Origin of the sequence: Cuspidothrix issatschenkoi CHARLIE-1 (assembly GCF_002934005.1) — a bacterium.
GTDB classification, from domain to species: domain Bacteria; phylum Cyanobacteriota; class Cyanobacteriia; order Cyanobacteriales; family Nostocaceae; genus Cuspidothrix; species Cuspidothrix issatschenkoi.
The window spans coordinates 1-26,838 of record NZ_PGEM01000134.1; the positions used below are offsets into that span (position 1 = coordinate 1).

Here is a 26,838-nt window from a genome sequence, read left to right on the forward strand (position 1 = left end):
GTAGGACTTACGTAAAACGGAACGAAAGTAGGGGTAATACCCTTCGGGAAGCAAGCTACATGAATTACCCCTACACAAGAATAAGGGTTACAGTTACATCTTGGGTAAGTTATAACAAGATAACAATTTATGTAAAAATACAAAAGTTGCAAATATCAAATTTAAAATTGTGCAAGGTTTTCTGAATTTAAACAAACCATTTGACTGGACATCTCATGACTGTGTAGCTAAAGTCCGAAAACTCCTGAAAATCAAACGAGTCGGCCACGCAGGAACTTTAGATCCCGCAGCAACGGGAGTCTTACCCATAGCTTGCGGTAAGGCCACCAGATTATTACAATATTTACCAGGAGAAAAAGCTTATCAAGCTACTATTCGTTTAGGTGTACGCACAACTACAGATGATTTACAAGGTGAAATTATTGCCTCTGCACCTTGTCCGGGATTAGATATAGAAATTGTCAAAACTGCACTTTCCCAATTTATTGGGAAAATTGAACAAATTCCTCCCAGTTATAGCGCCATTCAAGTAGAGGGAAAACGCTTGTATGATTTAGCTAGGAAAGGAGAAATTGTTGAAGTTCCAGTTCGCACAGTCGAAGTTTTGGAAATTCAAGTTTTGGACTGGAGAGATGGAGATTTCCCAGAATTAGATGTGGCCATATCCTGTGGTGCAGGAACATATATTCGAGCGATCGCCCGTGATTTAGGTATAGCATTAAATACTAATGGTACTTTAGCCGCCCTCCAACGCACAAAAAGCAGTAGTTTTCACATATCAGACAGTCTCACTTTCGCAGATTTAGAAACCCAAATTCACAACGGGATATTTCAACCCATATCACCAGATGCACCATTACAACATCTCCCAGTTATAGATTTACCGCCAATATCCGCTAAAAAATGGTGTCAAGGTCAAAAAATTCCTTTTGATCTGTCTAATTCTAACTTTGTGCGAGTTTATGAAACACAAACCCATTTTTTAGGCATCGGCAAATTAGAAAATAATTTATTAATTCCCCAAATGGTATTATCTGAACTAGGTAATTGAAAATTTAACTTTTAGGGAATAAAAATAAAAATCCTCCAGCGAGCAACAAAGAGTCGCACCCAAATTAATTGACAGATTGCAACCAAGTTTGTAAATCTGTAACTGAGGTAAAATCTAACAAAGCTTCTCCTAATACTTCAAGTTGTTCAACAGATAATTCTTGAACTTTTTGAATTAATGATGACTCAATTTCACCAACTCGACGATTTAATTGCCGGATAATTAACTGTTGTTCTCCTTTTTGTAATCCTCGTTGTTCTCCTTCTTGTCTAGCCAGTTCTCGATCTTGCTGATAAAGTGGTGCTAATCGCATAATCAACTCCCTATCTTCTGTTTCTGAACTTTGATTGAATCTCAAATTTTGCTGTAGGTTATAAAGTAGTTCTAATGTAATTTTCACATAAGGCTGATTTGATGGTAACGCAGTTAATTCATCAATTGCTTGTTTTTGTACTGTTCCCCTTCCCAGGAGTCTTAACCACAATGTTTCTTGAGTACGTGGTAATTGATGAATGATAATTATTGCAGTTCTTAAAGATTCTCCTAAATAGTATATTCCCGGTAAAGAATCTGCTTTTAATGTGCTATTAAATCCTGATAGCAGGTTCTTTGATGCTGTTGGTGTGAGAATCCATAATTTAGGAATATCGTTTTCTGTAATTATTGTTTGATTACGTTTCGCTTCCCGTTGTAATGCACCTCTGACTTCTAATAATTTTAACAGACAATCACATATTTCTTCTTTTGATGCTGGGTTGCGGTATGGTTCAAATATAGCTGGTGTGGTGGCTAATTTCCCTAATAATCCTAATGATTCTATATCAGCATTTTGTTCTGGAAATGGTGTAAATAATACATCTATTTCTCGTACTTCTCCAGCTACGCGACTTGATGCTTCGACTTTTCCATAGGCTTTTAGTAATTCTTCTAAATAGTCTTTTGCAAATTGGTCATGTATAAAGCGAGTCATGAAATTTTAATTCCTGCTTGCATCCTGCTCTTCGACTTCGCTAAGTAACTATATATCATGATTCAGACAAGGAATATTAATTTAACATTTTTTGGTTCAAACTAATATAAGGGTTTAGCACTGCTAAATCCCTATTCGGTTATTCATATTTATTTTAAGATAGTTCTTCCTTATCAAGACTAGCATAACAAATTTAAAATCAGTTGTCAACCCCCAATACTCTCTTTTCGCGCTTTTTTTGGACGAATTACGAATTACCCATTGCGGGAGTCGGGAGTCGGGAGTCGGAAATTACGAATTACAAATTACTTTTTTCTAAATAAAGCCCGATAGACTGGTTCACCTTTTTTCTGGGTTGCGAGTTCTCTTTCGGTGGGAACTGGTAGGGGGTTTTCTGGTAACCATGTTGTTGTTCCTAGCTTTTCAAATGCGGGGTTTTCATGAAAGCGATCGCCCATTTCCACCGCTACAAATTCTATATCAGATTGCAGAAAAACAATACCACCTACTACTAAGTATTTTGCTAATTCTTTGACTAATTCTGGTTGGACTACCCGACGTTTCGCATGGCGATTTTTAAACCAGGGATCAGGAAATTGAATTGTAACTTTTTGCAAGCTATCTTGAGGTAAAGTTGATAATAACGAAATGAGGGAATTATTCACATTTGCAAATACATAATGCAAATTGGTTAAACCCATTTCATCGCGGATTCTATTGGCTTCGACTACTAGGGGTTCTCGAATTTCTAACCCTAAAAAATTCCAATTTGGTTCTATTTGTGCCATTTTCAGGACAAATCTACCTCTGGCACAACCAATATCTAAATGTAGAGGCAAGTTTGGTTGTGTATAAATATTTTCCCATTCTGGAGAAGCGGTTGGGGTTTGGAATTTACTTGCCAGGGGGTTTACGTGCTGACGGACTCGAACAGGTGACAAAATTTACGCTCCTAAAAAATAACTATTTTAAACAAATGTATACAAATATTATTAAGTCTAAATATTCCTGCACAGGTATACACAGTAAGAGTTATACTTTGAGAAAAAGAATCTTTGCAACTTTATTTTTAACATTTTCTTAAAATCAATGAAACTCAATTTTCGTTTTGCTATTGTTAGTGACTTACACATTGCGCTTCCTGAAACAATATGGGATCACCCTAGTCGCTTTCATTTAGTGGAGGTGAGTATTCCGGCTTTTGATAGTGTGTTAGAACATTTAACCCAATTAGATTTAGATTTTCTCTTAATTCCTGGAGATTTAACCCAACATGGTGAAGCAGCAAATCATAGTTGGTTACAAAACAGGTTATCACAGTTACCTTTTCCATCTTATGTCATTCCTGGTAATCATGATGTACCTGTTTTGATGGGTAATGAACAGTCCATTGGCTTTGCAGATTTTCCCTATTTCTACCAAAAGTTTGGTTATGAAAATCCTCAACAACACTATTATAATCGGCAAATATTTCCAGGGGTGAGGTTAATTGGTCTTAATTCTAACTCATTTGATGATCAAGATCAGCAAATAGGACGGTTAGATAGTCAACAATTGCAATGGTTAGAACAGGAATTAGCCACTATTAAGGATGAGTTAGTTTTAGTGATGATTCATCATAATGTGGTTGAACATTTACCAAATCAATCCCGTCATCCCATGGCAAATCGCTATATGTTGGAAAATGCTTCAGAACTGCGGGCATTATTACAACGCTATGGGGTAAAGTTAGTTTTTACCGGACATTTGCACGTTCAAGATGTGGCTTGTGCGGAGGGAATTTATGATATTACTACTGGTTCTTTAGTTAGCTATCCTCATCCTTATCGGGTGTTGGAATTTAACCGGGATGAATTGGGTAGTGAATCGTTACAAGTTGTTTCTCATCGAGTTAATTCAGTACCAGAGTTTCCCAATTTACAAACTTTATCACGGGAATGGATGGGCGATCGCTCTTTTCCATTTGTAGTTAAATTATTGACCTTACCCCCTTTAAGTTTACCACTAGCACAAGCACAGACCCTAGCCCCCGGTTTACGAGACTTTTGGGCGACTATTGCCGATGGTGATGCTATGTTAGATTATCCCCATTTCCCTATTAATGTCCGTCGTTATATCGAAGAATATAGTGCGGTTAATGATGGGAATACGGCTTTAATTGATAATCATAGTACGTTGTTAATTGGGAAGTAGGAAAAGGTAAGAGGCAAGAGGCAAGAAAATCTCTATTCCCTACTATTCCCTCCCTACTATTCCCTATTCCCTCCCTACTGTTCCCTGTTCCCTGTTCCCTGTTCCCTGTTCCCTACTGTTCCCTGTTCCCTGTTCCCTGTTCCCTGTTCCCTGTTCCCTGTTCCCTGTTCCCTGTTCCCTGTTCCCTAACAGAACGACAAATGGCAAACACAGAAGTATAACCATGGAAGAAAGTTCTGCCACTAACTGGACCAATTTCACCACCGCAGAAAAAGCCACCCATGGGAATGTCCTGAATGTAACGGCTAAATAGTTGAGAATCAAAATTAGGTTTGCCATACAGTCCTGTTCCTCGGCCTAAACAGGTGAACATTAAAGCCCCGACGGGAGAAGGTTCGCCTATATTTTCATTTTGATATTCTTGGAGTAAAATTTCTAAATCTTGGGAGGAAGCTTCGGCATCTCTAAGATGGAATTGTAATCTTTGTCCGGCACGAATGCGATCGCCAATTGCGATCGCCCCAGCATTAGGATCTACTCCCAAAATATTCCGAATTAAAAAATCTCCCGAATGTAAATTTAGCCGAAATTCATCCATTGCTAAACCGACAAATAAAGAATGTTGTGCGAGAGTTCTATCTTCTTCACTTAAATTATTAATTAAACTTCGCAATACCATCAAAGGTACTTTTTCATCTAACTCTAAAATAATATTTCGTTCTGCCTTGGTGACTTGCAACGGTTCACCAATGGGGCGACACCCTTGGGCGACAATTGTATCTAGGACGATATTGCCACTTAAAGCTATGCCTACAGTCCCTTCCCGATATAAAGTATCATTACAAAATAAACCAACGCGACCATTCATAAAGCCACTGCTGGCCTGTCCTCCTACCACCACCGAACCTGGATAGGCAAAATCTAATCCCTGCAATAAATCATTAGTTCCTCCGGCAAAAGGACTAGATAATAGAATAAATTGCGGTACTGGTGAGGGTGGTACACCGATTAAATCAATCCAAGCTGTGGGGGAACTATCTGAATCTGGTAACTCTTCCGCTACAACATGAAAAGGTTGAATTTCGACACCGGGAAGATGGGCTAAAGTTAAACTCAGGGCTGGTTCTGCTTCTATTTCTTCCGTTTCTCCTGTCTGGTTTCTGCCAATGACACCCCCAGCACTACAACCAATTAATATAGGTACAGAAAGTTTTTCCGCCAATAAAGGCAACATCCGGGGATATTCACTCATAAATGCAGAAGAAATGAATACTAGCCCTAAATGTGCTGGTACTGTTAAAGATGCCACTGCTTGTTCTACGACATCGTTAATAGCCGCTTCTAAGGAAGGACGGGTTGATAGGGCATTTGTCCACTGCATTTGATCTGCCATGACTTTTCGGCTGGTTTCTGTTTTGGGGTTAGTTGATTATTTTAACTAAGTTTGTCACTTGTTGATTAGGGAACAGGGAACAGGGAACAGGGGACAGGGAACAGGGAATAAATTGATGTTTACTTCATTAGACTGGGAAACGCTGTATAAACACCTATTCAAACACAGGAGGCGATAATTCAGAAATAGCAATTTCCCAAGCAGGAAATAATTCAGTTACGGTTAATTTATCATCTGCTGTTAATAATGTAATTTAACCATTGTGAGAGTCATATAATTTTCATCTCCAGTAATATTTGTAATGATTTGATATTATAGCATATTTATTCAGATCATTCAGATCCCCGACTTCTTAAAGAAGTCGGGGATCTAAACACTTTATATTTTTATGTCTGCATATTCTTTTTCTGTTAATGTATTTTCAGGATCTATTATTTTTACTTCTTCATAGGTTAATTCGTAAAGTTTATAAACCATATTGTCTATTTGTTGTTCTAATGCGGTTGTATCTTTACCTTGAGATTTGAGAGTAAGGATATTATGCACAATGTCTTCTACATTTTTTGAATTTTTCTTTAAGATAATTGGAAGCCTTAGATTATTTATTTCATAACAATTTACATTACTATTTGTGCTAGTTTTTCTAAAAATCCAATTTGTTAACTTAGAATTAAAAACACCTAACATTGCAATTATTGATATTGTCTGATTGTCTTCTTTGGATATGATATAGTTGCATGAATTAGCACAATAGATATCCTCATTAATAAGAGTGCTAATAATTCTAATTTTATCATTTGCTCCTGAAATACCTTGAAGTGCAATTCTTTGTGATCTATGATGATAGTTTTTTTTACTATTTGGATAATCTTTAATAAAACTTGCTTTATCCACAAATTCAATAATGCCTTGACTTGGTTTATTAGTTATGAAATATCTTTGAATTTGAGCACCTTTAACAATAAGAGGATTTTGAATATTATTAGTCATATATGATTTATGAAAAGTCATGTTAAGCTCACCTTCAATACATTCAAATAACTCAGAGTAACAAAAATTTGAAGTAGATTTATAATATTTAAGAAAAATATTTTTATCTTCTTTTTTTAAATTTGGAATAACAGCATTAATAGGATCAAAATCATAAATTTCCTTTTTATTAAATTCTACATAGTAGTAGTTTTTTAGAGTTCTATTAGCGTGTACTTTAAGTATAAATGAATAATCTTTTAACAATCTTTTTTTAGACATTAAAATACAAACACTCATTTTAACACTCTCAAATAACCTCTTTTTTGGATCATCTCTTTCAGGAAATGAGTCAATAAATAAAATGTGTTGATTTTTAAAATAATAATCTCTAACTCCTTTAGAAGAATTATCAGCTAGATAAGAATTTTGAAATATCTGACAATTTGTTCCATTGACTTTAAGCAGAAAATCTGTTTTTGCTAAAAATAATTCATAGGCATTTATTTTACCTCCCTTACATTTATGATAAATTTCAAATTTAAGTAACCCTTCGATTTCACTTTTCTTTTTTCCTTGATAAACGTCATAAGGAGGATTAGCAATTACAATATCAAAACCCACATTTTCCACAAGTTGCTGATTCATCACTTCAGGAAAATCTAATTTCCAATCAAAGAAATTAAGAGACTCATCAGGATGATTTTTTAATTGTTTAAGTTTCTGAATATTTTGTTCCCAACCAACAGTTTGTAAATAAATTTCTGTTTGCTTAGTCAAAGTTTTACCCTTACCAGTGGGTTTATCTTCCATACCTTTAGTTTTAATCATCAATTGTAATTGACTTATCAACAAATCAATTTTCAAATCACGGATATCAGTAGCTATTTTTTTCTTATCGCTATCTGGACTAAAAAACTCTTTTTGTTTATCACTAATTTTCCTTAAAATTGCTTGAGGTTGGTAAACATCAACTAAAATACTTCCTTGTGTAACATCTTTTATTTCCCAATCAATATCAATAATATCATCACCAAACTTACTGACTAAACTATTACCCACCACAATTTTATAATCAAGATTAGGTAAAGCTTTTGGTTTATCTTCATCTACTATTAAACTCAACCAAAAACGCAATCTAGCAATATCCACCGCACCGCGTTCAATATCTACCCCATAAATACTATTTTGGATAATATTTAACTTGACATCCGAAGCATTAAAATTAGTCGTGTTTCCAAATTCAAAAGTATGTAAAGTTTGTTTTGCGGTAAATATTTCGTGTAATAAACCCATAGGAAAGGCACCCGAACCAATGGCAGGATCACAAATCTTGACATTATCTAATGCTTGATTAAATTCAGCAGTATAGTTTTTAATTAATTTTTGATCATCCTCATCTAATTTCTTTTTGAGTAACTTTTCAATTAATGTTCTATTTATTTGTTTAGATGCAGATTTAGCTAAACTTGCATCAGTAACAACTTGATAACCGTGATTTTCAAACCAAGTAGTTAGATATTCAATTAAACTTTCTTGACACATATAATGGACAATTTCTTTCGGGGTGTAATATGCACCCTTATCTTTATTATCTTCTAGTAAATTTTCAAAAATATGTCCTAACATTTCCGGGTCAACAGCTATGGTATGATCAAGAGGATCATCTTCATAAATAGTAAAATTATACTGATCAAAAAAGTTAAACAGATTTGCAAATAAATGATTATCAAAAATTAAACTGCGATGTTTTGGATTATCTTCCTCAAATAAACCACCATTCAAATAGGGTATTCTATAAGATGGATTTTTAATAAATAAATCATTAGCGCGTTTTGTGTTTAAAGTATCAAAAAATAGCACAGATAAAAAATCTTGATAAAAAAGTTCCTTATGGGTAAAATTCTGAAATTGATTAGTTAAAAAATGATGATCACCTGTTCCCCAACTTTCATTTTCTGGTACACCTAACCAGTCTTTTTTCTGGATAAAATATAAAAAGACAATTCTACCTAATAATTTTTTACTAAAATCACGAATAGCTTTTTCATCACCATTAAAAGTAGTGTAATAAATACCAGGTTGGGAAACCATGTATTTACAGAAAATATCATAATGCTTTTTATATTCATCAAAAAATGTTTTAGAAAGTTTCTCTACAGAAAACGCTTCTTTGACATCATCTAAACTAACTCTATCACCTTTATTAATAATACGTTCAAATCGTTCTACCGCAGTTCTAATACTTTCACCCTCACCTAATATATAGGTATAGCGTTTAGGTTCGGTTTTAATTTCTATAAATTCCCCATCTGCATCATAACCAGTTAATTCAGAAACATAAGTAAACCGCCAATTTACACTTTCTGGATGATGATAAACAATAAAAGCAGCATCAATATTTTTCCAATATTTACGCAATAAATTTCTTAATCCTACCCGGTTACGTTCTAAAATAATTCCATCTGCTAGAGTGACTTCATAAACTGCAATTTGTCGCTCAATACCATCTTCATTAAGTAATATATAGCCTAATGTTTGGGCATTAGTAGCAACATGATAATCAATATCTGGCAAGTTTTTAGGAGTTGATAATAATTGAGAATTAGCAAATGTTTCTCCTAGAAATTGCTTCCATTTTGCTTGGTTGTAACGTTGAGTAAATAGGGTTTGGATTTGTAGTTTTTTCATAATAAAATCCCTGACTTCTTTTTGAATGATGTAAATAATATTTAGTCTTTGTTATTGTCTTTCTTATTGCTGTTTTACCCACTGTCGAAACTTCCGCAAAGTAGGACTTCTACCAATAAGACGACTTTGTTCAACAAATTGAGGAATTATTTCCAAAATTGGTAAATTAGGAAAATTAGGACTAATTTCTGATTCTATATATTTACCATTTTGCAAAATATCAATTTGTAATTTATCATTTTCATATCGCCATATTTCGGGAACTCCTAAAGCTAAATAAGCATCTAACTGTGTTTTGGAAGTAACATCAATTTCTAGCACTAAATCAGGAGGAGGATCAATAGTTAAATCTATTTTTTGTTTGCCAATCATCTGTACATGATTTTGAATATAAAATGAATCATCTGGTTCTATTCCACTATTCATATCCTGACGTTTAAAAGTAGTTGAACCAAAACATTCACAATCTATTTCTAATTCTTCTAGGATAATTTTAACTAAGTCTCCAATAATAACTTTGGCTACTTCATGCTTACAACATTTTATCAACATTAATTCCTACTAAGATTCTAATATGAGGAACTCTATCTAATAATGGTCTAATTCTAAAATAACCTGATGCCCTAAAATAGCCTACTAAAGCATCAAAATATTCAATATGAGGATTATATGTAAATACTCCGGTAAACTTTTTAATTAGGGTATTTTATTCGCTATTTGTGAAAAATTTGGTTGACATATTTATGTTTGATTATTTACTACAATTAAAGATAAGGGTTTAGCAGTGCCAAACCCCTACCCATCTAGGTTTTTTCCTAATCTTGTAAAAAATACCTTAGCCAGTAGCTTGGCTTTAAACTCGATTTATTCAAATATACTTGGTTACTCGTAGTGTCTTGATTTTTACCGACTAACCCCACCTTTGTAGTTTATACAAAGTAATGAACTGTGTCAAGACTGAAACTGTGTTCATTGTTAAAGTTTTGTATATAATTGTAAATTATTAATTCTGTATATGATAAATTACAGCTATTTTCAGGTAAATAAACCACATTTTGATTGACGTTTCGCGTCAATAATGTAGGGTTGTTCGCGTAGCGTGCTGGAAGCATCAGCATTCGGACAATTAATTATCGGTTTTTACCTAAGACTATTATCCGAATGCTTCACCCTTACTGTGGTCTAAAAACATGAAAACCACTGTAGTATATTCATCTAAAAAACTATAAAAATTATACTTACTTAAAAATAAATCAAACAAATTCATGACACGCTTTATCCATGACCAGTTCGCTAAACAATATCTCACAGAAATATTTACACCTTACGGAAAAGTAGATGTTAGTAAAGATATTACCTCCGAAAAAAGACAAATTGACGTATTATTTACACCATCATCACCATCTCCTGACAACATAGAACAATTAGGAATATTGGGAACCATGGGGATCTATGCAAATGCTGTCATATTTGAACCATTTCGTAATGCAGTCAGTGAAAGTGAAATTAGAAGCTGTATGGGTAAATTATTTGATATTCATGCAGAAATAGAAAGACAACTAAAGCGCAATAATACGCGAGTAAGTAACCAAGAATTACCATTTTTATGGATATTAACCCCTACCCTATCAAAAGATATCTTAGAAGGCTTTGATCTGAGTTTAAAGTATCAAACATGGAATAAAGGTATTTATCTATGTTCAAAAATATTAAAAACTGGTATTGTGGCAATTCATCAGCTACCCAGTACCCCGGAAACACTGTTTTTAAGGGTATTAGGTAGGGGAAAGGTACAAACACAAGCAGTAGAGGAATTAGAAGCCCTAGCTCAAAATCATCCATTGCTAGAGAATGTTATAAAATTAGTACATGACCTCATCGCCATATTATCAGCCCGTCAGCAAAAAGAAAAAGATATTGATCAAGATGATCAGGAGTTGATTATGAAATTAGCACAAATGTATGAACAATTATTAGAAGAAATTAAGCAAAAAGAACGAGTAGAATCAGAAGCAAGAGGTTTACAAAAAGGACGACAAGAAGGACGACAAGAAGGACGACAAGAAGGAGAAAAAAGGGAGCGTCGCGCTATGGCCGAAAGTATTTTTCAAGTACGTTTTGGAAAAGTTGATCCTGAATTGAATAAAATTATTGATCAAATCATTACTCTGTCTAGGGAAGAATTTACTCCTTTGCTTTTGCAATTATCTCGTGAGGAATTGTTAGCGATGTTTAAAACATCTGGTGAAAATTAAAGAAGCCCTAAATATAGCCTATTTCAAACTTTGTAGAGATGTTCTTTATGTGAATAATTCTCTACCTTATTTGTAAGGATTCAGGTGAGGTTATAAGATCCCCGACTTCTAAGATAGATTTATCCTTTGCGAATACAATCAATCAAAGAAGTCGGGGATCTGGGTACACTTACCATTATTTTTATGCAAATTTTTATGCAAATGTGATGATTTTTAGCGATCGCTTGCCATAATAGGTATTATAAATTTAGGAATAATATTTGATTTATGAAAAGATAGGTAGGGTGGGTCAGACTGCATAAATTCTATCAGTAAACAGATTTGTCATATCTGACGCACCCTACAATACTAAACAGAGTATGGGAAGGAGAAATAGAAAAAATTCCGCTTCTTCCCTATCACCCCATTTAAAACTGTTCCAAATACTGATTAAGATCCTCAATAACGCGGGTAAGTTCCGCTTCTGTTGTCAAACGAATACCCATATTACGAATTGTTAACAAAACTTTAGCCGCAAAGGGACTAGGCCAAATATTAGGATTGCAAAATATTTCTATAAATACATCCCCAGTATAACGATATTCCAAGGGCGCTTGGGGGGTGATTTTACCTGTCCCTGGGGTTTTCGCAGCAACCGCTTTAAGACTTTTCATTAATTCATCTATTGCAGCTTTTAATTCTTGTGCTGCTTGGGGTGAAAAACTGAAGGAAACAGAACCTTCTACGAGATTTAATGTCAGAGGTACAGAAGACATAAGCTACTTATTAAAAATCATTTCTAATTATCCATATTACCGGAAGATGCTCTCTAGAATATTGCTAACTTTTGCAAAGATTTCTAAATCTGACCTTTGAGAGGTTAAGGAGGGCAACCCAACATTTTCCTAACTTTGTTGGGTTTTATTTCGTTCTACCCAACCTACAATTTTCATTATCTATTCAAGATTTAGTCCTAAAGATATAAATTCTTAATTAGCAATTTTTGATCTAGAGTTATTCCTAGAAATAAATACTTATTGTTGTACAGTAAGAGTTATAGAAATTAAATTATCTATTCCTTTTTGTCACGAATTACAAATCATAAATTTATGACTTACGATAACCGCACGGATGTAAAAAGAGTTTTAATTATTACACTACTGCTCAATGTCTTCGTGATGGGATTAAAAGCTGTAGTGGGTTATTGGACAGGTTCTTTAAGTTTACTTGCGGATGCTTTACACAGTGTTACCGATAGTGCTAATAATATATTAGGATTAGTTGCTATTAGGTTTTCTTCGCCATTACCAGATCGGGAGCATCCTTACGGACATAATAAATTTGAAGCTGTGGGTGCTTTAGGTATCGCGGCTTTTTTAGGAATAGCCTGTTTTGAAATTGTCCAAGGTGCAGTAGAAAGAATTATTAAAGGGGGTGAACCTGTAAGAGTATCACCTCTAGAATTGTGGTTATTACTAATAGTTTTAGGAGTAAATATTTTTGTCGCCTTTTATGAACGTAATGTAGGGAAAAGAGTAGGTAGTTCGATTTTAATCGCAGATGCTACCCATACCATGAGTGATGTTTGGGTGACAATCTCCGTTATTGGGGGTTTAATTGGTGTTTCGTTGGGTTATCAATGGTTAGATGTGGTACTAGCCTTTCCAGTAGCTTTACTGGTATTCTGGAGTGGTTGGTCAGTGTTAAAAGAAAATTTACCCTGGCTTGTAGATCAAATGGCGATCGCCCCAGAAACCATTCATGCGATCGCTGTTGGTGTACCCGGTGTAATTAACTGTCATGATATTGCTTCTCGTGGTGTCATAGGCCGTCAAGTCTTTATAGAAATGCACCTAATTGTTGATGCCCCAGATGTAGAAACAGCCCACCATATTACAGAAGAAGTAGAAAAACAACTAGAAGCACGTTTTAGACCAGTCAGAATCTTAATTCATGTTGAGCCACCGGCATACAAGTCTGAAAATATTTCTTTTGAATCTGAACAAACATAATTTTATTTCTCCAAGCGCACCGCATACCACTGTAAATATTCTCCTGGACCAATATCTAAACTACAACTTGTATCAATTAAATATTGTGCTTGTTCAGTTACAGATGAAAATTTTTGCAAATCTGGTGGTAAATCTTCATTAGGTATTGCTAATAAAGTTTTTTCCAGCTTTGTTAATAACTCAGCTACCGTAAAAAATTGTTCTGGTTGATTAGTTTCCAAAACAACAAAATGATCCTGTTGGTACATTAATGGGTTTGGCATAATTGGTAATTGGTAATTGGTGATTGGGAAAAAACATTCTCCCCTGCTTAAGAAGGATAGACTGGTAAAATAAAGTGAAACCATGCACCACCTTGGGGAGAAGAGTCTACCCAAATTTGACCGTAGTGGGCGCGGATAATGCGTTGACATAAACAAAGACCAATTCCATATCCTTCCGTGTTTTGATCACGTTGGAGACGGAAAAGATTTTCAAAAATGTGATCGCGGTTTTCTTCAGGGATACCTGGACCACTATCACCAACACTAAATTCAACTTTTTGTGTGGTTCGATGCAGTGCGGCTACACTAATAATGCCACCTACAGGAGTATATTTAATAGCATTATCTAAAAGATTTACTAAGACTTGGCGAATTCGCTCTGGATCGGCATAAACATAGGGTAAATCTTGAGGAATATCTGTGAGGATTTTTTGGGATTTGCTAGTGTAGCGATCGCTAAATTCGTCCAATACCTGAAAACAGAATTCCCCTAAATGTAATTTTTCGGGAATAATGGGTAATTCGGTATCATTTCCCCGCCCTGCTTGTAACAAATCCGCAATCATCCGATCAATGATTCGTGTTTGTGTGCGAGCCTGTTTGAATAAATGTAAAGCTAGTGCTGGTTTTAGGCGTTGGAAGCCCCCAGTATCGGGGTTGAAATTAGATTGCAGAGTTTCAATAGCGATGGCCACGGCCGTGAGAGGATTACGAAGGTCATGAGCCAAAATGCCAATGATGCGATCTTTAAACTGTAACTGCTGTTGTAGTTTATCCTTTTCTTGCTTGAGACGAAAAATCTCATCCGAGAGTTCGATCAATTGAGCGGAGGTAGCTACAGAATGAATGGTAGATTTAGATGCTATCACCGGAGTTGTATCATCCAAACATTCTTGTAAATCTTCCTGTAAGTTCAAAAAGGAGTCAACGGCGGTTTGCCAACGGGGCCACCATGTTTTTGGCTTTTCAATTCCTGATTTTGCTGTTTAAGTTGATCCAGTTCCTCACGTAATTGCCGCAGGGTTTTATCTGTGCCAATGTTATTTTGCACTTTAGCAACTTCTTCCTCTGCATAGCGCCGGACGCGTCCATCGGCGGTTTGGTTGGCTAAAGATTGCAAGATGCCAATGGCTTTCGGTGTTTCCATTTGTCCCAAGGCTGTTAAAACAGCTACCTGAGTCAAAAAGAAAGTCTCTCTGGCAATTTCCGCTAGCCGATCTAAAATCCGTTCTATATTAGCAGGAATTTGACCTGTGGAAATTTTGCCTAAAGCGCGAATTGCTGAGAGTCGTAATGGTTGTGGTATGCCATTTTTGGTGTATTCCAGAATAATATTTAAAGCTAATTCCGAGGTTTTAAATTCAGCTAAACCAGCGATCGCCCCACTACGGACAACTTCATTCCAACCTGCCCTTTCCTCTAGGACAGATTTGAGTAATTTAATTACCTTGTCTTCATGGGATTTATCTTCTAAATTGGCGGCAGCGATCGCGGCAATAGTCCGGCAAGCAGCAGCTTCTACATAGTAGCTTTCATCACCATCTTGGACAAAACTTTTCACCGCTTTATAACTATGATGGGTTTTAATTTGGGATAAAGAACTAATGACTGCCCGACGGACAAAGGGGCTAGGATCTTGTAACCCCACTATTAAACCATCAAAAGCTTGATCTAATTGAATTTCCGCCAATTGTTTGGCAACTTCCGCCCGCACACCCCAAAAGGGATCATTTTTCAAAGCTGATGATAATGCTTGAGTTGCTTCTAGTCCGCCTTTTGTGGCTAAAGCTTCCGCCGCATAAATGCGAGAAATGGGATGAGGATCAAATTCTAACTGGGCTTTTAATTCCGCCATGGGAAATTCTAATTTGACAGTTTTTAAGTAATTATTGCCCACATCAAAACTAATAAAATCAGGTCTTTCTGTTAAAGGAAAGTAAAAACTTTGTTCCTTTTCATGAACCCTCACAGTAAAAGTTGTTAATTTCGGGTTTTCTTTATATCCAAAACCAATGGGAATTTTGAGATTAAATAAATCTTGACTATCTGCTTGAGCTTGGGTTTGGGTGACTGTTACCTTTGCTAAATTTGTATCACCATCCCAAGAGTAAGCTACTTTAAAATCAGGATGGCCACCACGGTAGACATATTGATCAAACAAGAAGGCTAAATTCCGGCCTGCGGCTTTTTCAATTGCCCTTAATAAGTCTATGGTTTCCACAGTTTGATGGGCGTTGTCTTGGACAAATGTTTGCACAGCTTGCCAAAATAACTCATCGCCCAATTCTGCGCGAATCATGTGATAAACACAAGATCCTTTTTCATAAATGTGGCGGTCATAAAGTTCGATCGCTTCCCGATAAACATGAGTTACCATCGGTCTACGGTAACGACTGCTATCTTCACTTAAATAACTTCGCGCTTCGGTTAACCGATAATATGCGGCTTCTTGGTCGCCATATTCCCGTTCTGTCCACATTACCTCAGAATAGGAAGCCATTCCTTCCTTAATCCAAGCATGGGACCAATGTTTAATAACTACTAAATCTCCAAACCATTGGTGTGCGAGTTCATGGACGACTAAACTTTCGGTATTACGATTATCTAATATTGCCCTGGCATCTAGCAAACATCTGTCAGTTAATAGGGTGGTGGAAGTATTTTCCATACCCCCAAAAATAAAATCATCTACACAAACTTGGGCATATTTGGGAAAAGCATAGGGATAACCATACTTTTCGCTCAAGAATTCGATCATTTGGGGAGTTTTGCCCATGCTGCGTTTAGCATCTGCTTCTCGTCCCTTCTCGACGTAGTAGGTAACGGGTTTACCTTGCCATTCATCGCGAATTTCGGCAAAGTCACCGACGGCCAAAGTCATCAAGTAGGTAGGATGAACTTGTTGTTGTGACCAATGGTAGATTTTATATTCCCCATTGTCTACGGTCTCAATTAGTTTACCGTTGGAAATAGCCACCAAGGGGTTAGGAACGCGGACGCGAATTTCTGAGGTGGATAACTGTCCGGGGTAGTCAAAACAAGGAAACCAATAGCGAGAGTCTTCGTCTTCTCCTTGTGTCCAGATTTGGATAGGCTTATGGGGGTAGTGTTTATCTGGTTGAATAAAGTAAATGCCCCGTTGTGGTTTTTCGGCGGTGTAGGCGATCGCAATTAACAACCTATTCCCGATTTTGGTAGGTTGGGAGAGGTGAATACAAAGTTTTTCCCCATCATATTCAAAGTTTTGTGCAACTTCGTCTACTTGTACAGACTTGATCTGCAAATTGACCGCATCCAAAGTTAACCTATTAATGCCATTACGGACTGGTAATAGCCGAATACTACAAGTTCCATAACAACTTTTTTGAGGTATGTCCAAACCAATATCTAGAAAAATATGTTCTACTTGTCCGGGTCGGTCAGGGTTATAGTGTGGTTTTGCTCCTGGCAGTTCAAACCGTTTATGTGTGGTCTTTTCACTATCAAAATGATGCTGCGACATTGATTATTAGTACCCTTATTAATCCTAAAACGTTTACTTATCCATAGGACTTACGCACAAAGCAATCAAAAACCTGATTCTTTCGTAGGGGTAATTCATGAATTACCCCTACTTTCGTGGTGTTTTGCGTAAGTCCTGATCCATATAGGATAGGTTCAGAATACCTGGGAGGTGAAAAATTGACGTTGATTAATAAGATATCATTTACGGGTTCATTCTCGGCCATGGTGGAGCATTGTATTATTTAGAGTGAATTACAATCTATTGGTGATGTATAAATTCCGAATTAGATCAGTAAATACTCTACTTTTAACAAAAATTAATGATAAAAAAACGGAAGTTGCTAGTTATAGTCATGATCATCTAGGGGTGCGGGGCGAAAATTATTTCCAATTTCTCCTACCTCCTGCCTTCTGTAAATCTTTTATACTCCAAATACCGTATCTGCTAACATCTACTCAGTTACTAAAATCCCTAAACTATAATTGTTTTCCATGAATTATGACCTAGACAAATTTTCCCATCTAGCCGTAAGTATTGTGAGAAAATAGTTATAGTTACAGAGATTACAAATACAAGGATAATTTACTCATGCCTGAGAAAAAATCATCACTTTTAATTCCCGTAGTTGGTACTGTTATTATTTTAGCAGGTGGTATAGCAGCTTATATGTATCTCAAGGGCAGTGGGAGTAGTTCCAACCCTTTAGGTAGTGCTAAATTAGTACCTGTAAATGCATTAATGGCAACCTATATTGATACCAAACCAGAATCTTGGGATAGGTTGACAAAATTTGGCACACCAGAAGCGCGAAAAATTATTGGTAAAGGGTTACAGGATTTCAATCAGCAAATTTTGAACGATAATGGTATCTCTTACGCAGCAGATATTAAACCTTGGGTGGGTGGTGTAATGATTGCGGTATTACCACCAGATAACAAAAAAACCTCTCTAGTAAATTTACAGGCCTCTGAAGAACCTAATATTCTTCTAGTAGTAGATATTAAGGACAAAATTGCAGCATTAAATTTTGCGAATAAGTTAAAACAGCAAAAAAATGTCAAAACTCAAGAGTCGGACTATAAAGGTGAAAAAATTATTGAAACTAAAGGTCAAGGTGAACCAACCTATACCACGGTTTTGAATAATAACCATTTGTTATTTACATCTAATAAACAAGCTGTAGAAAAAGCTATTGATACCTTTAAAGGGGAAGCTTCCTTTGCAACTAAAGCAGGTGCAAATGAGATTCTGAGTAAAGGTGTAGATGTGAAAAATAGTTTGGCACAGGTTTATATACCTGATTATGGCAACATGATAGAAAAAATAGCAGCTTTAAATCCTCAGTCTCCAAAATTGCCCCCACAAACATTGGCACAAATTAAACAAGTAAAATCTCTCGTTGCAGGTGTGGGAGTAGATGATATGGGATTGAGATTTAAAGCAGTGGTGAATTTAGATCCTGAATTGAATAAATTTCAATATCAAACTACCCCAGCCAAAATTGTGGGACAATTTCCCAGTGAAACCTTTGCTTTAGCTAGTGGACAGGGAATTAATAAAAGTTGGCAAACTTTTGTAGCACAAAGTAAAGATTATCCTGAGTTAAATCAAGGATTACAACAAGCGCGGACACAGTTAAAAACTCTGCAACTTGATTTAGATCAAGATATTTTTAGTTGGATGACTGGAGAATTTGGTATAGGTGCAATTCAATCTAATCAAGGTTTATTAGCTAGTCTGGGTTTTGGTGGTGCTTTGGTATTAGATACGAGCGATCGCAAAACTGCCGAAGCTACTTTCACTAAACTTGATAATCTCGCTAAACAGCAATCTCTCAATGTTGCTAACAAAAACATCGGTGGTAAAGATGTCACAGAATGGCAAATTCCCCAACAAGGTGCTTTAATTTCCCATGGTTGGCTAGATAATGATACCGTATTTCTAGCCATTGGCGGACCAATTGCAGAAACTCTTGCTAATCGCAAAGGTCAAGCATTAGATCAGAATGAGACTTTTAAAAGTGTAACTAGTTCTTTACAAACACCTAACGCTGGTTATTTCTATTTAGATATGGAAAAAACCACAACCATTATTGAGCGTTTAGCCGCCCAAAGTCAACCCTTACCTCCAGATGCTACTGCTATCCTCAATTCTATTCGTGGACTGGGTGTAACTGTTAATAGTCCTGATAAATCAATGACACAAATGGAGATGTTATTTGCTCTTAAACCCACTTCTGGGAAGTAATATATAGTAGGAGGCAGGAGAGCAAAAAAGTCAACAGTCACCTGCCACCTGCTATCAGTCAAAATCTCCAAATAATTCATTATGAATCAAGTTCTAGAAATCACTCCCAAAATTCATTATGTAGTGGCAATGTCTCAACCAGAAAACCATCTGTTTGAAGTAACATTACACATTGCTAACTACCTAAATTCAATTCTCGATTTAAAAATGCCGGTGTGGACACCTGGATCATATTTAATTCGGGAATATGAGAGACATTTACAAGATTTTACTGCTTTAGCTGACAACCAACTTTTATGTTGGCAAAAAATTAGTAAAAATCATTGGCAAATAACAACAGGTGAGGTTTCAGAAGTAACTATTAGTTACCGGATTTTTGCTAATGAATTAACTGTAAGAACAAATTATTTAGATGCTACTCACGGTTATTTTAATGGGGCGGCTTTGTTTTTTAGAATTCCTAACTATGAAGATTTACCAATTCAAGTAACTGTAATTCCACCTCATGAAAAATGGCAAGTTACTACAGGTTTACCAATAGTTAGTAAAGACGAAAATACTTTCTTAGCAGCAGATTTTGATACTCTGGTTGATAGTCCTTTTGAAATTGGTTATCATCAATTATACCATTTTGAAGCATTAGGAACACCCCATGAATTAGCAATTTGGGGAAAAGGCAATTTTCAACCACATCCAATGATTGCCGATTTTACCAAAATTGTTGAAGTAGAATCACAAATGTTTGGTGGTTTACCTTATAACAGATATGTATTTTTCCTACATTTGCTTCAGCAAGGTTTTGGCGGTTTAGAACATAAAAATTCCTGTTGTTTAATTTATCAAAGATTTGGATTTCGCAATCGGGATACATATCAGCAATTTTTACAATTAGTTGCCCATGAATTCTTTCATTTATGGAATGTGAAAAGAATTCGCCCCAAAGGTTTGGAAGTATTTGATTATGACCAAGAAAACTATACACCTTCTTTATGGTTTTGTGAAGGAACAACCAGTTATTATGATTTAATCATTCCTTTACGGGCAGGTATTTATAATACCAAAGCATATTTAAACTATTTGAGTAAGGAAATTACTAGATATCTCAATACTCCGGGACGGAAAGTACAACCTTTATCTGAGTCAAGTTTTGATGCGTGGATTAAACTTTATCGTCCAGATGCTAATAGTAGTAATTCCCAAATCTCCTACTATTTAAAGGGAGAAATGGTATCCCTACTTTTAGATTTATTAATTCGTGTACATCATCAAAATCAACGTTCCTTAGATGATGTAATGCGGCAAATGTGGCAGGAATTTGGTAAAAATGAAATTGGTTATACTCCAGAAGAATTACAAAATGTAATTGAATCTGTTGCCGATATGGATTTAAGTGATTTCTTTAACCGCTATCTGCATGGACTGGAAGATTTACCATTTAATCAATATTTGCAATATTTCGGTTTGCAATTAGTGGGAGATATCAATGAAGAACCTTATTTGGGTGTGAGGGTAAATACTGAAAATGGCCGGGAAATAATTAAATTTGTAGAAATGGGTTCACCAGCACAAAAAGCCGGAATTGATCCTGGAGATGAATTATTAGCCATTGATGGTTTAAAAGTAGGAAATCAGTTAAGTGAAAGATTGAAAGATTATCAAGCAAATGATACTCTCCAAGTGACTGTTTTCCATCAAGATGAACTGCGGACTTATTCTGTCACTTTAGCTGCACCAGTTTCTAGTAAGTATCAAATTAAACCACTAGAAAATCCCGATCCTACAGCAATGGCCAACTTTGCGGGTTGGTTAGGTGTGTCTTTAGACATTCTTAAATAGACATTTGGTGAAAATACAGTAGAGACCCTGCCTCCTGCTATAGTTAGTATTGACTAATACTTATTAATTAGATGTCAAATCATTGGGTTTTATGTAGAAATATTAAGGAATATTGCATTTCTATCAAAACCTGAAGCTCAAGGGGAAATTCAGCCAAAAGTCCATGATAGGATGCTTTGGGAAAATATGATAATTGGGAGAAAACCTTTGACACTACGGGTTGCGGTTGTTGGTTCTGGACCTGCGGGTTCATGCGCTGCGGAAACACTAGCTAAAGCTGGGATCGAAACATATTTGTTTGAGCGCAAGTTAGATAACGCTAAACCTTGTGGGGGTGCTATTCCCCTGTGTATGGTGAGCGAGTTTGATTTACCTCCAGAAATCATTGACCGTCGTGTACGGAAAATGAAAATGATCTCTCCTTCTAATCGTGAAGTTGATATCAATTTAATAAATCAAGATGAATATATAGGAATGTGCCGCCGAGAAGTGCTAGATGGTTTCTTGCGAAACCGGGCGGCAAAATTAGGCGCGAATTTAATTAACGCCACTGTTCATAAAGTTGATATCCCCGGGAATAATAGCGACCCCTATACAATTCACTACGTTGACCATTCAGGAGAAGGGGTACAGGGAGTTACCAAAACCCTGAAGGTGGATTTAATTGTTGGTGCTGATGGGGCTAATTCCCGCATTGCTAAGGATATGGATGCTGGGGATTATAATTATGCGATCGCTTTCCAAGAACGCATTCGTCTTCCCCAAGACAAAATGGACTATTACAATGACTTGGCGGAAATGTATGTAGGTGATGATGTTTCTACCGACTTCTATGCTTGGGTGTTCCCCAAATATGATCACGTAGCGGTAGGTACTGGCACAATGCACATCAATAAAGCCAGTATTAAACAATTACAAGCAGGTATCCGCGCCCGTGCTTCTGAAAAACTAGCCGGTGGTACAATCATCAAAGTAGAAGCCCACCCCATCCCCGAACATCCCCGTCCCCGTCGCGTTGTCGGACGTATTGCCTTGGTAGGAGATGCGGCTGGTTATGTTACCAAGTCCTCTGGTGAAGGTATTTACTTTGCGGCTAAATCTGGCAGAATGTGCGCTGAAGCTATTGTAGAAGCTGCTAACGGCGGGGCGCGGATTCCCACCGAAGCCGATCTCAAAGTATATCTGAAGCGTTGGGATAAGAAATACGGACTTACCTACAAAGTATTAGACATTCTGCAAAGCGTTTTCTATCGTTCCGATGCTACCAGGGAAGCATTTGTAGAAATGTGTGATGATTTGGATGTACAGAAGCTAACTTTTGACAGTTACCTGTATAAAACTGTAGTTCCTGCTAACCCCATCACCCAATTAAAAATTACTGCCAAAACTATTGGTAGTTTAATTCGTGGTAACGCCCTTGCACCTTAAATATGGAAAATGAGAAGCCCGACATTTGTTTCCGGGCTTCTTTTTTTTGGGTGAATAAATTACATACAGGGAATTTGATCTGAGTGATGTACACCTGTAGCGGGCAAGATGCCCGCACCACAAAATTTTCACCTATGAGATGTCATAGTTTTGACATTGTTCTATAAGTTTTTGTTTGATGAGCGATCGCACATTTTCCGGTGAGACTATTTCGCAGTCATTTCCATAAACCATAACTTCCCGCACTAACCAAAAAGGGTTTGACACTTTTCTCACGACTTGGCGGACTTCTCCTATCACTTCATTGCTGATGTCGTTGAGTTTTGGCTGATATGCTTTCACCATACCTCCGTAAAAATGTAAGTACACATTTAGAAAATCTAGCCCATTATCTCGCCATTGTCCGTCTATTGGCTGAACACCTTTGATTTTATCCAGACGTAAACAGCGATTATGTATAAGTTCTGGAAAGTCATTATTGGCAATATCTTGCGTCTCATCACACCAAATATTCAAGTAAAAACGCTTCTCTTCAAAAGTGATTTCCGCATAACGAACTGTAAATGATAAGTCTGTTCCTTGAGTATTTCCATAGAGTATTTGAAATGGCTGCTTTTTTTGAGACAGTTCATCTACTTGAAGCCGCCAAGGATCACTAGGTTGGTTAACTAACCGGATAAGTGACTGTTGTAAAGGTGCTTCAAGATTGCTATAGTCCAATAACAAATTTAGCAAGATTTGAGATTCAGCAATTTTACCTGTATCCACTAGGATTCTGAAGGCTTGATCTAAGGCGCGGACTTGTTCAGAGTTGAGGGAGAATAGTTTTCTGGCCTCTGGTGTTTGCTGGGCGATCGCTACTAATAGTCCAGATATACTAGGGGATTTACCCCAGAAAATACCCAGTTTGCGGGCAATTTCTTCTAGCTGTTCCTTTGTACCAGAGGGAATTGACAGTGTAATTGTTTCTTTTTTCCTAGACATCCACAAAAATGTAATTACATTATTGACATATTGCTTATTTACAGTTATTGTATCTGTATACCAGGGTAATGGATAAATGAAATGAGGAAAAAGACAATGTTACCTTCTATCTAGAGTTTAGACTAATTTGCCCTCCTAATCCGCTAAAGTCTCTCTAGGCAAGGCTTTAAGGGTTTCCAAGTTATTTTACGTCTTGTAAGTCATAAACCTTATACAGCAAGGGATTGAGCCTACAAGAAAAGATTTAGTCTAAACTCCAATCAAGAAACAAGGTTATCAATTTGAAAAAAGACGTACTCACGGTCAAAAGTATGAGTATAGATTGGTAAAAGAGTCAAAAGCGATCGCTTCGCTCACTATAGGCAACGCTTAAAAAGAATTTCTGACATACTGGGGGTAGTTTCTCCTACTCCCATTTCTTGAAAATAGTAGTTAGTGAGGTCAAAAACTATGACCGATAATTTACTTTATCGAATTTCCATTGATCCAAATCATGAATTTTTCGCTAAATAGGTAAACCATGAACGAACAAACATTACTAGAAAGAATCACATTTAACCCCCAAATCTTTGGCGGTAAACCAATAATTCGTAGTCGTCGTCTAGCTGTAGAACACATTTTAGGAATGTTAGCAGCAGGTGATACTACCGAAACCTTATTAGAAGCATATCCCTGGTTAGAAAGGGAAGATGTGCAAGCCTGTTTAGTTTATGCACGGAGGTTAGTAGGTCATGAAAGAGCTGAACCTTTATTGTAATTTTTAATCACAAAAATGGATAATGATAAAATGCAAGATAAAATCCTAACAATTGCAGAACTTCGAGAACTTTCTTTACAACTTCTTAAAAAAATACCTTACCTAAAAATGTTAGTTCTCTTTGGTTCTAGAGCAACTGGTAACACTAACGCTAATAGTGATTGGGATTTTGCGGTTTTATGTGATGAAGAAAAATATAACTTATATGTTCAAGATCACCCATTAGCTTTATTTGCAATACCTGGAATTTTGGGAGAGATATTTAAAATCAATTCTGATAACATTGATATTATTGAGCTTAATCACTGTTCTGAATTAATAGCTCATTTTGTAGCTCGTGATGGAAAGGTATTATATGAAAATCAAGCAGATGAGTTTGAGAAATTTAAATAAAGAGTATTACTGAGTAATGCAGAAATTAAAAAAGTTGAAAGAACTAAATTAGAAAACATTGATAACTTTTTACAAAGGTGGGGAGTATGACAAATATAGCAATATCCGCTTTATCTTAGACAAATCTACTCTTATTTAATTACATTGGAAGAAGAAAATGACTGAAATAATTACTAATCAAAACAACATTTTAAAAATATACCTCAGTGCTTTAGCTGCAAAGGTTATTGATGATCAGGTAAATTCTCAGTTACTAGCAACTTTAGCAGATCAAAGTCATAGCTTAGAAATCGCTCGCTCATTTGGTGATTCTAAATTGGTCAGACAATTAAATATAAAACGCAATGTAAGCAATGATCAATTACCAACACTAAATTTCCAAGCTAATAATATTGTGACTTGGGAAAATCAGGAACTTGGTAAAATTCAAACTTTATACAAGAAACCATTACCAGGAGAATTACAAGCAAAATTAGCTATTGAAAGTGCAATTGATAGATTTTTAGAATATTTACAAAAGGTACATTATATAGTTGTATTAGATGAAAGTGACTCTCATGTAATTGTTTTTGTACCTAAAAGACAAGAATTAATAAGTTGTAATTTGCTTTGGAATAAATTTCTAGAAGAAGTAGCTTTTTCAAAAAATGGATTTAGCAAACATCAGTTAAGAGATTTAACACAAACATTTATTCTTTTGCTGAATAGTGTTACTTTAGCTGGTCGTGGTTTTAGTACCTTAGAAGTTCCAATTATATGCAAAGAACAAGCTGATATTTTAGCTGCTTGCTATTTAGCAGTTATTTATAAAGTTCAAAAACGTCAAACAGATCGTCAAAGAAAAATAGATGAATTACAAAATAAATCTACTACAGATAAGCAGTTACAAGCATTACAAGAGATGCAGGATAAAGAAGCGAAAAAATATAGTGAATATTTTCAAAAATCATTTGGTTCTCTTTTAAGTGAACAGGAATCAATTTGGCAAGAGTTAGAAGATATTGAAAATCAATTGAAAACAGCAGGTTTAACGAAAGTCCAAATTAATAAACTAAACAAACAAAAAGAAAAACTTTTATCTCAGCTAATATTTACCCAAGAATCTGTGCAACAAAAACTTTCATTACTGCAAAGCTCTAATGGCAATCCATTTGAATTTATTCAATTAAACCGCAAAAACTATCCTGAAAGATTCCAAGACATTATTGATATTTACAAACGATTTAATGATACAGCTACAGACCAAATAAATTCTACTCGTGGTGACATTTTTACTCAATGTATTTTAGAAATGTATCGCTTACTAGAAAAACAACCACCTTATGATCCAAAACCAGAACCTTTATTAAGTGAAAACCCAATAAAAATGGAAGTAAGATCACCTGGTGATGATGGTAAAGAATTTTGTTACTCTTGTGGAGTTAAACTTGATCCAAAAACTGCTAAATGGAAAGTTGCCAGATTTATGTTTGAGCGACCTTCCCAGCGTCGTCAATCTTCATCAAGTGAAGATCGTCCTTATATTTGTGCTTCCTGTTCTACTCTTGCTTTTGCTTCACCCCTAAAAGTAACAGATGAAAGCATTATTTTGAAACTGAAAAATGTTAATCAAAATCATGAATCTGTTAATTTTCAATTAAAGCAGTATATCCGAATGCTGACTACTAAAGAATTAAATTTAGGTTCTGGTCAGTATCTACTTTTATCATCTGATAAAACTGCTAGTGGTGACATAGGATCTGATAAATTAGGACAAGTGCAATATGCACTAGCTAAAGTTGCTTCTATCTTCCCTACAGAAGTATTAACAGACTTTGAATTTTATCTTATTCCCCAAGGAAGTCAAGAGATAAAGTTAGCTAACAGACATTTAGTATTAATAAAAGGTATCCCCTCAATATATAGGGGAAAG

At 35.8% G+C, this 26,838-nt stretch carries 18 protein-coding genes and 2 pseudogenes; 10 read left to right on the forward strand and 10 right to left on the reverse strand.

Annotated elements, in window-relative coordinates; translation table 11 throughout:
• Positions 1-169 precede the first annotated feature (169 nt).
• The gene (gene truB / locus CUN59_RS16675) at positions 170-1,051 is read left to right on the forward strand and encodes a tRNA pseudouridine(55) synthase TruB (protein WP_104388898.1); all 882 of its coding nucleotides are present in this window, start codon (positions 170-172) and stop codon (positions 1,049-1,051) included.
• Between the two features lie 64 nt (positions 1,052-1,115).
• On the opposite strand, the gene CUN59_RS16680 is transcribed toward truB, so the two are convergent.
• Both CUN59_RS16680 and trmB read right to left on the reverse strand, forming a co-directional pair.
• Positions 1,116-2,021 (reverse strand): DUF4351 domain-containing protein, encoded by a 906-nt coding sequence (locus CUN59_RS16680; RefSeq protein WP_104388899.1) that lies wholly within the window; start codon positions 2,019-2,021, stop codon positions 1,116-1,118.
• 305 nt (positions 2,022-2,326) lie between these two features.
• Positions 2,327-2,962 (reverse strand): tRNA (guanosine(46)-N7)-methyltransferase TrmB, encoded by a 636-nt coding sequence (gene trmB, locus CUN59_RS16685; protein WP_104388900.1) that lies wholly within the window; start codon positions 2,960-2,962, stop codon positions 2,327-2,329.
• 148 nt (positions 2,963-3,110) lie between these two features.
• Between trmB and CUN59_RS16690 the strand changes: the two genes are divergently transcribed.
• The gene (locus CUN59_RS16690) at positions 3,111-4,214 is read left to right on the forward strand and encodes a metallophosphoesterase family protein (RefSeq protein WP_104388901.1); all 1,104 of its coding nucleotides are present in this window, start codon (positions 3,111-3,113) and stop codon (positions 4,212-4,214) included.
• Positions 4,215-4,326: 112 nt separating this feature from the next.
• Here CUN59_RS16690 and CUN59_RS16695 read toward each other — a convergent pair whose 3' ends face one another.
• From CUN59_RS16695 to CUN59_RS16705, 3 genes are all read right to left on the reverse strand, one after another.
• Positions 4,327-5,607 carry an FIST signal transduction protein gene (locus CUN59_RS16695; RefSeq protein WP_104388902.1) on the reverse strand — a complete coding sequence of 427 codons (1,281 nt, stop codon included), beginning with the start codon at positions 5,605-5,607 and terminating at the stop codon, positions 4,327-4,329.
• 378 nt (positions 5,608-5,985) lie between these two features.
• Positions 5,986-9,267 carry an Eco57I restriction-modification methylase domain-containing protein gene (locus CUN59_RS16700; protein WP_104388903.1) on the reverse strand — a complete coding sequence of 1,094 codons (3,282 nt, stop codon included), beginning with the start codon at positions 9,265-9,267 and terminating at the stop codon, positions 5,986-5,988.
• Positions 9,268-9,330: 63 nt separating this feature from the next.
• On the reverse strand, positions 9,331-9,819 hold the full coding sequence (locus tag CUN59_RS16705) for a Uma2 family endonuclease (RefSeq protein ID WP_104388904.1): 489 nt from the start codon (positions 9,817-9,819) through the stop codon (positions 9,331-9,333).
• A 713-nt stretch (positions 9,820-10,532) separates the two neighbouring features.
• Here CUN59_RS16705 and CUN59_RS16710 point away from each other — a divergent pair.
• Positions 10,533-11,522 carry an RpnC/YadD family protein gene (locus CUN59_RS16710; protein ID WP_104388905.1) on the forward strand — a complete coding sequence of 330 codons (990 nt, stop codon included), beginning with the start codon at positions 10,533-10,535 and terminating at the stop codon, positions 11,520-11,522.
• 407 nt (positions 11,523-11,929) lie between these two features.
• On the opposite strand, the gene CUN59_RS16715 is transcribed toward CUN59_RS16710, so the two are convergent.
• On the reverse strand, positions 11,930-12,277 hold the full coding sequence (locus tag CUN59_RS16715; RefSeq protein WP_104388906.1) for a hypothetical protein: 348 nt from the start codon (positions 12,275-12,277) through the stop codon (positions 11,930-11,932).
• A gap of 333 nt (positions 12,278-12,610) precedes the next feature.
• Between CUN59_RS16715 and cdf31 the strand changes: the two genes are divergently transcribed.
• Entirely contained in the window at positions 12,611-13,513 is a 903-nt protein-coding gene (cdf31, locus tag CUN59_RS16720; RefSeq protein WP_104388907.1) for a CDF family zinc efflux transporter Cdf31, read from the forward strand.
• A 2-nt stretch (positions 13,514-13,515) separates the two neighbouring features.
• Here cdf31 and CUN59_RS16725 read toward each other — a convergent pair whose 3' ends face one another.
• The 3 genes and pseudogenes from CUN59_RS16725 to CUN59_RS16735 all read right to left on the reverse strand — a co-directional run bounded on the left by CUN59_RS16725 (position 13,516) and on the right by CUN59_RS16735 (position 17,278).
• Positions 13,516-13,776, reverse strand: coding sequence for a CRR7 family NDH-1 assembly protein (locus tag CUN59_RS16725; RefSeq protein WP_104388908.1), 261 nt, complete (start codon positions 13,774-13,776; stop codon positions 13,516-13,518).
• A 47-nt stretch (positions 13,777-13,823) separates the two neighbouring features.
• A pseudogene (locus CUN59_RS16730) lies at positions 13,824-14,735 on the reverse strand (histidine kinase); the annotation flags it as partial.
• A complete protein-coding gene (locus tag CUN59_RS16735) occupies positions 14,690-17,278 on the reverse strand; it encodes a M1 family metallopeptidase (protein ID WP_104388910.1) in 2,589 nt (862 codons plus the stop codon). The pseudogene CUN59_RS16730 and the gene CUN59_RS16735, both read right to left, overlap by 46 nt.
• 591 nt (positions 17,279-17,869) lie before the next feature.
• Between CUN59_RS16735 and CUN59_RS16745 the strand changes: the two genes are divergently transcribed.
• The 3 genes from CUN59_RS16745 (at position 17,870) to chlP (ending at position 22,792) form a co-directional block, all read left to right on the forward strand.
• The gene (locus CUN59_RS16745) at positions 17,870-19,528 is read left to right on the forward strand and encodes a DUF3352 domain-containing protein (RefSeq protein ID WP_104388912.1); all 1,659 of its coding nucleotides are present in this window, start codon (positions 17,870-17,872) and stop codon (positions 19,526-19,528) included.
• A gap of 81 nt (positions 19,529-19,609) precedes the next feature.
• The gene (locus tag CUN59_RS16750; RefSeq protein ID WP_104388913.1) at positions 19,610-21,364 is read left to right on the forward strand and encodes a M61 family metallopeptidase; all 1,755 of its coding nucleotides are present in this window, start codon (positions 19,610-19,612) and stop codon (positions 21,362-21,364) included.
• A gap of 171 nt (positions 21,365-21,535) precedes the next feature.
• On the forward strand, positions 21,536-22,792 hold the full coding sequence (gene chlP / locus CUN59_RS16755) for a geranylgeranyl reductase (protein WP_104388914.1): 1,257 nt from the start codon (positions 21,536-21,538) through the stop codon (positions 22,790-22,792).
• A gap of 132 nt (positions 22,793-22,924) precedes the next feature.
• Here chlP and CUN59_RS16760 read toward each other — a convergent pair whose 3' ends face one another.
• Positions 22,925-23,776 carry a WYL domain-containing protein gene (locus CUN59_RS16760; RefSeq protein WP_104388915.1) on the reverse strand — a complete coding sequence of 284 codons (852 nt, stop codon included), beginning with the start codon at positions 23,774-23,776 and terminating at the stop codon, positions 22,925-22,927.
• A 520-nt stretch (positions 23,777-24,296) separates the two neighbouring features.
• Here CUN59_RS16760 and CUN59_RS16765 point away from each other — a divergent pair.
• From CUN59_RS16765 to CUN59_RS16775, 3 genes and pseudogenes are all read left to right on the forward strand, one after another.
• Positions 24,297-24,533, forward strand: coding sequence for a DUF433 domain-containing protein (locus CUN59_RS16765; protein WP_104388916.1), 237 nt, complete (start codon positions 24,297-24,299; stop codon positions 24,531-24,533).
• Between the two features lie 30 nt (positions 24,534-24,563).
• Positions 24,564-25,016 (forward strand): annotated as a pseudogene (mntA, locus tag CUN59_RS16770) (type VII toxin-antitoxin system MntA family adenylyltransferase antitoxin).
• A gap of 67 nt (positions 25,017-25,083) precedes the next feature.
• The coding region (locus tag CUN59_RS16775; protein ID WP_104388917.1) for a hypothetical protein at positions 25,084-26,838 on the forward strand (1,755 nt) is incomplete at its 3' end.

Coding starts and splice junctions, on each gene's coding strand:
- CUN59_RS16725 (WP_104388908.1), bottom strand. CDS start 13,776: ATGCCAAACCCATTAATGTACCAACAGGATCATTTTGTTGTTTTGGAA.
- CUN59_RS16750 (WP_104388913.1), top strand. CDS start 19,610: ATGAATCAAGTTCTAGAAATCACTCCCAAAATTCATTATGTAGTGGCA.
- CUN59_RS16705 (WP_104388904.1), bottom strand. CDS start 9,819: ATGTTGATAAAATGTTGTAAGCATGAAGTAGCCAAAGTTATTATTGGA.
- CUN59_RS16695 (WP_104388902.1), bottom strand. CDS start 5,607: ATGGCAGATCAAATGCAGTGGACAAATGCCCTATCAACCCGTCCTTCC.
- CUN59_RS16710 (WP_104388905.1), top strand. CDS start 10,533: ATGACACGCTTTATCCATGACCAGTTCGCTAAACAATATCTCACAGAA.
- cdf31 (WP_104388907.1), top strand. CDS start 12,611: ATGACTTACGATAACCGCACGGATGTAAAAAGAGTTTTAATTATTACA.
- CUN59_RS16700 (WP_104388903.1), bottom strand. CDS start 9,267: ATGAAAAAACTACAAATCCAAACCCTATTTACTCAACGTTACAACCAA.
- CUN59_RS16765 (WP_104388916.1), top strand. CDS start 24,297: ATGAACGAACAAACATTACTAGAAAGAATCACATTTAACCCCCAAATC.
- chlP (WP_104388914.1), top strand. CDS start 21,536: ATGCTTTGGGAAAATATGATAATTGGGAGAAAACCTTTGACACTACGG.
- CUN59_RS16745 (WP_104388912.1), top strand. CDS start 17,870: ATGCCTGAGAAAAAATCATCACTTTTAATTCCCGTAGTTGGTACTGTT.
- CUN59_RS16715 (WP_104388906.1), bottom strand. CDS start 12,277: ATGTCTTCTGTACCTCTGACATTAAATCTCGTAGAAGGTTCTGTTTCC.
- CUN59_RS16680 (WP_104388899.1), bottom strand. CDS start 2,021: ATGACTCGCTTTATACATGACCAATTTGCAAAAGACTATTTAGAAGAA.
- CUN59_RS16690 (WP_104388901.1), top strand. CDS start 3,111: ATGAAACTCAATTTTCGTTTTGCTATTGTTAGTGACTTACACATTGCG.
- CUN59_RS16735 (WP_104388910.1), bottom strand. CDS start 17,278: ATGTCGCAGCATCATTTTGATAGTGAAAAGACCACACATAAACGGTTT.
- CUN59_RS16760 (WP_104388915.1), bottom strand. CDS start 23,776: ATGTCTAGGAAAAAAGAAACAATTACACTGTCAATTCCCTCTGGTACA.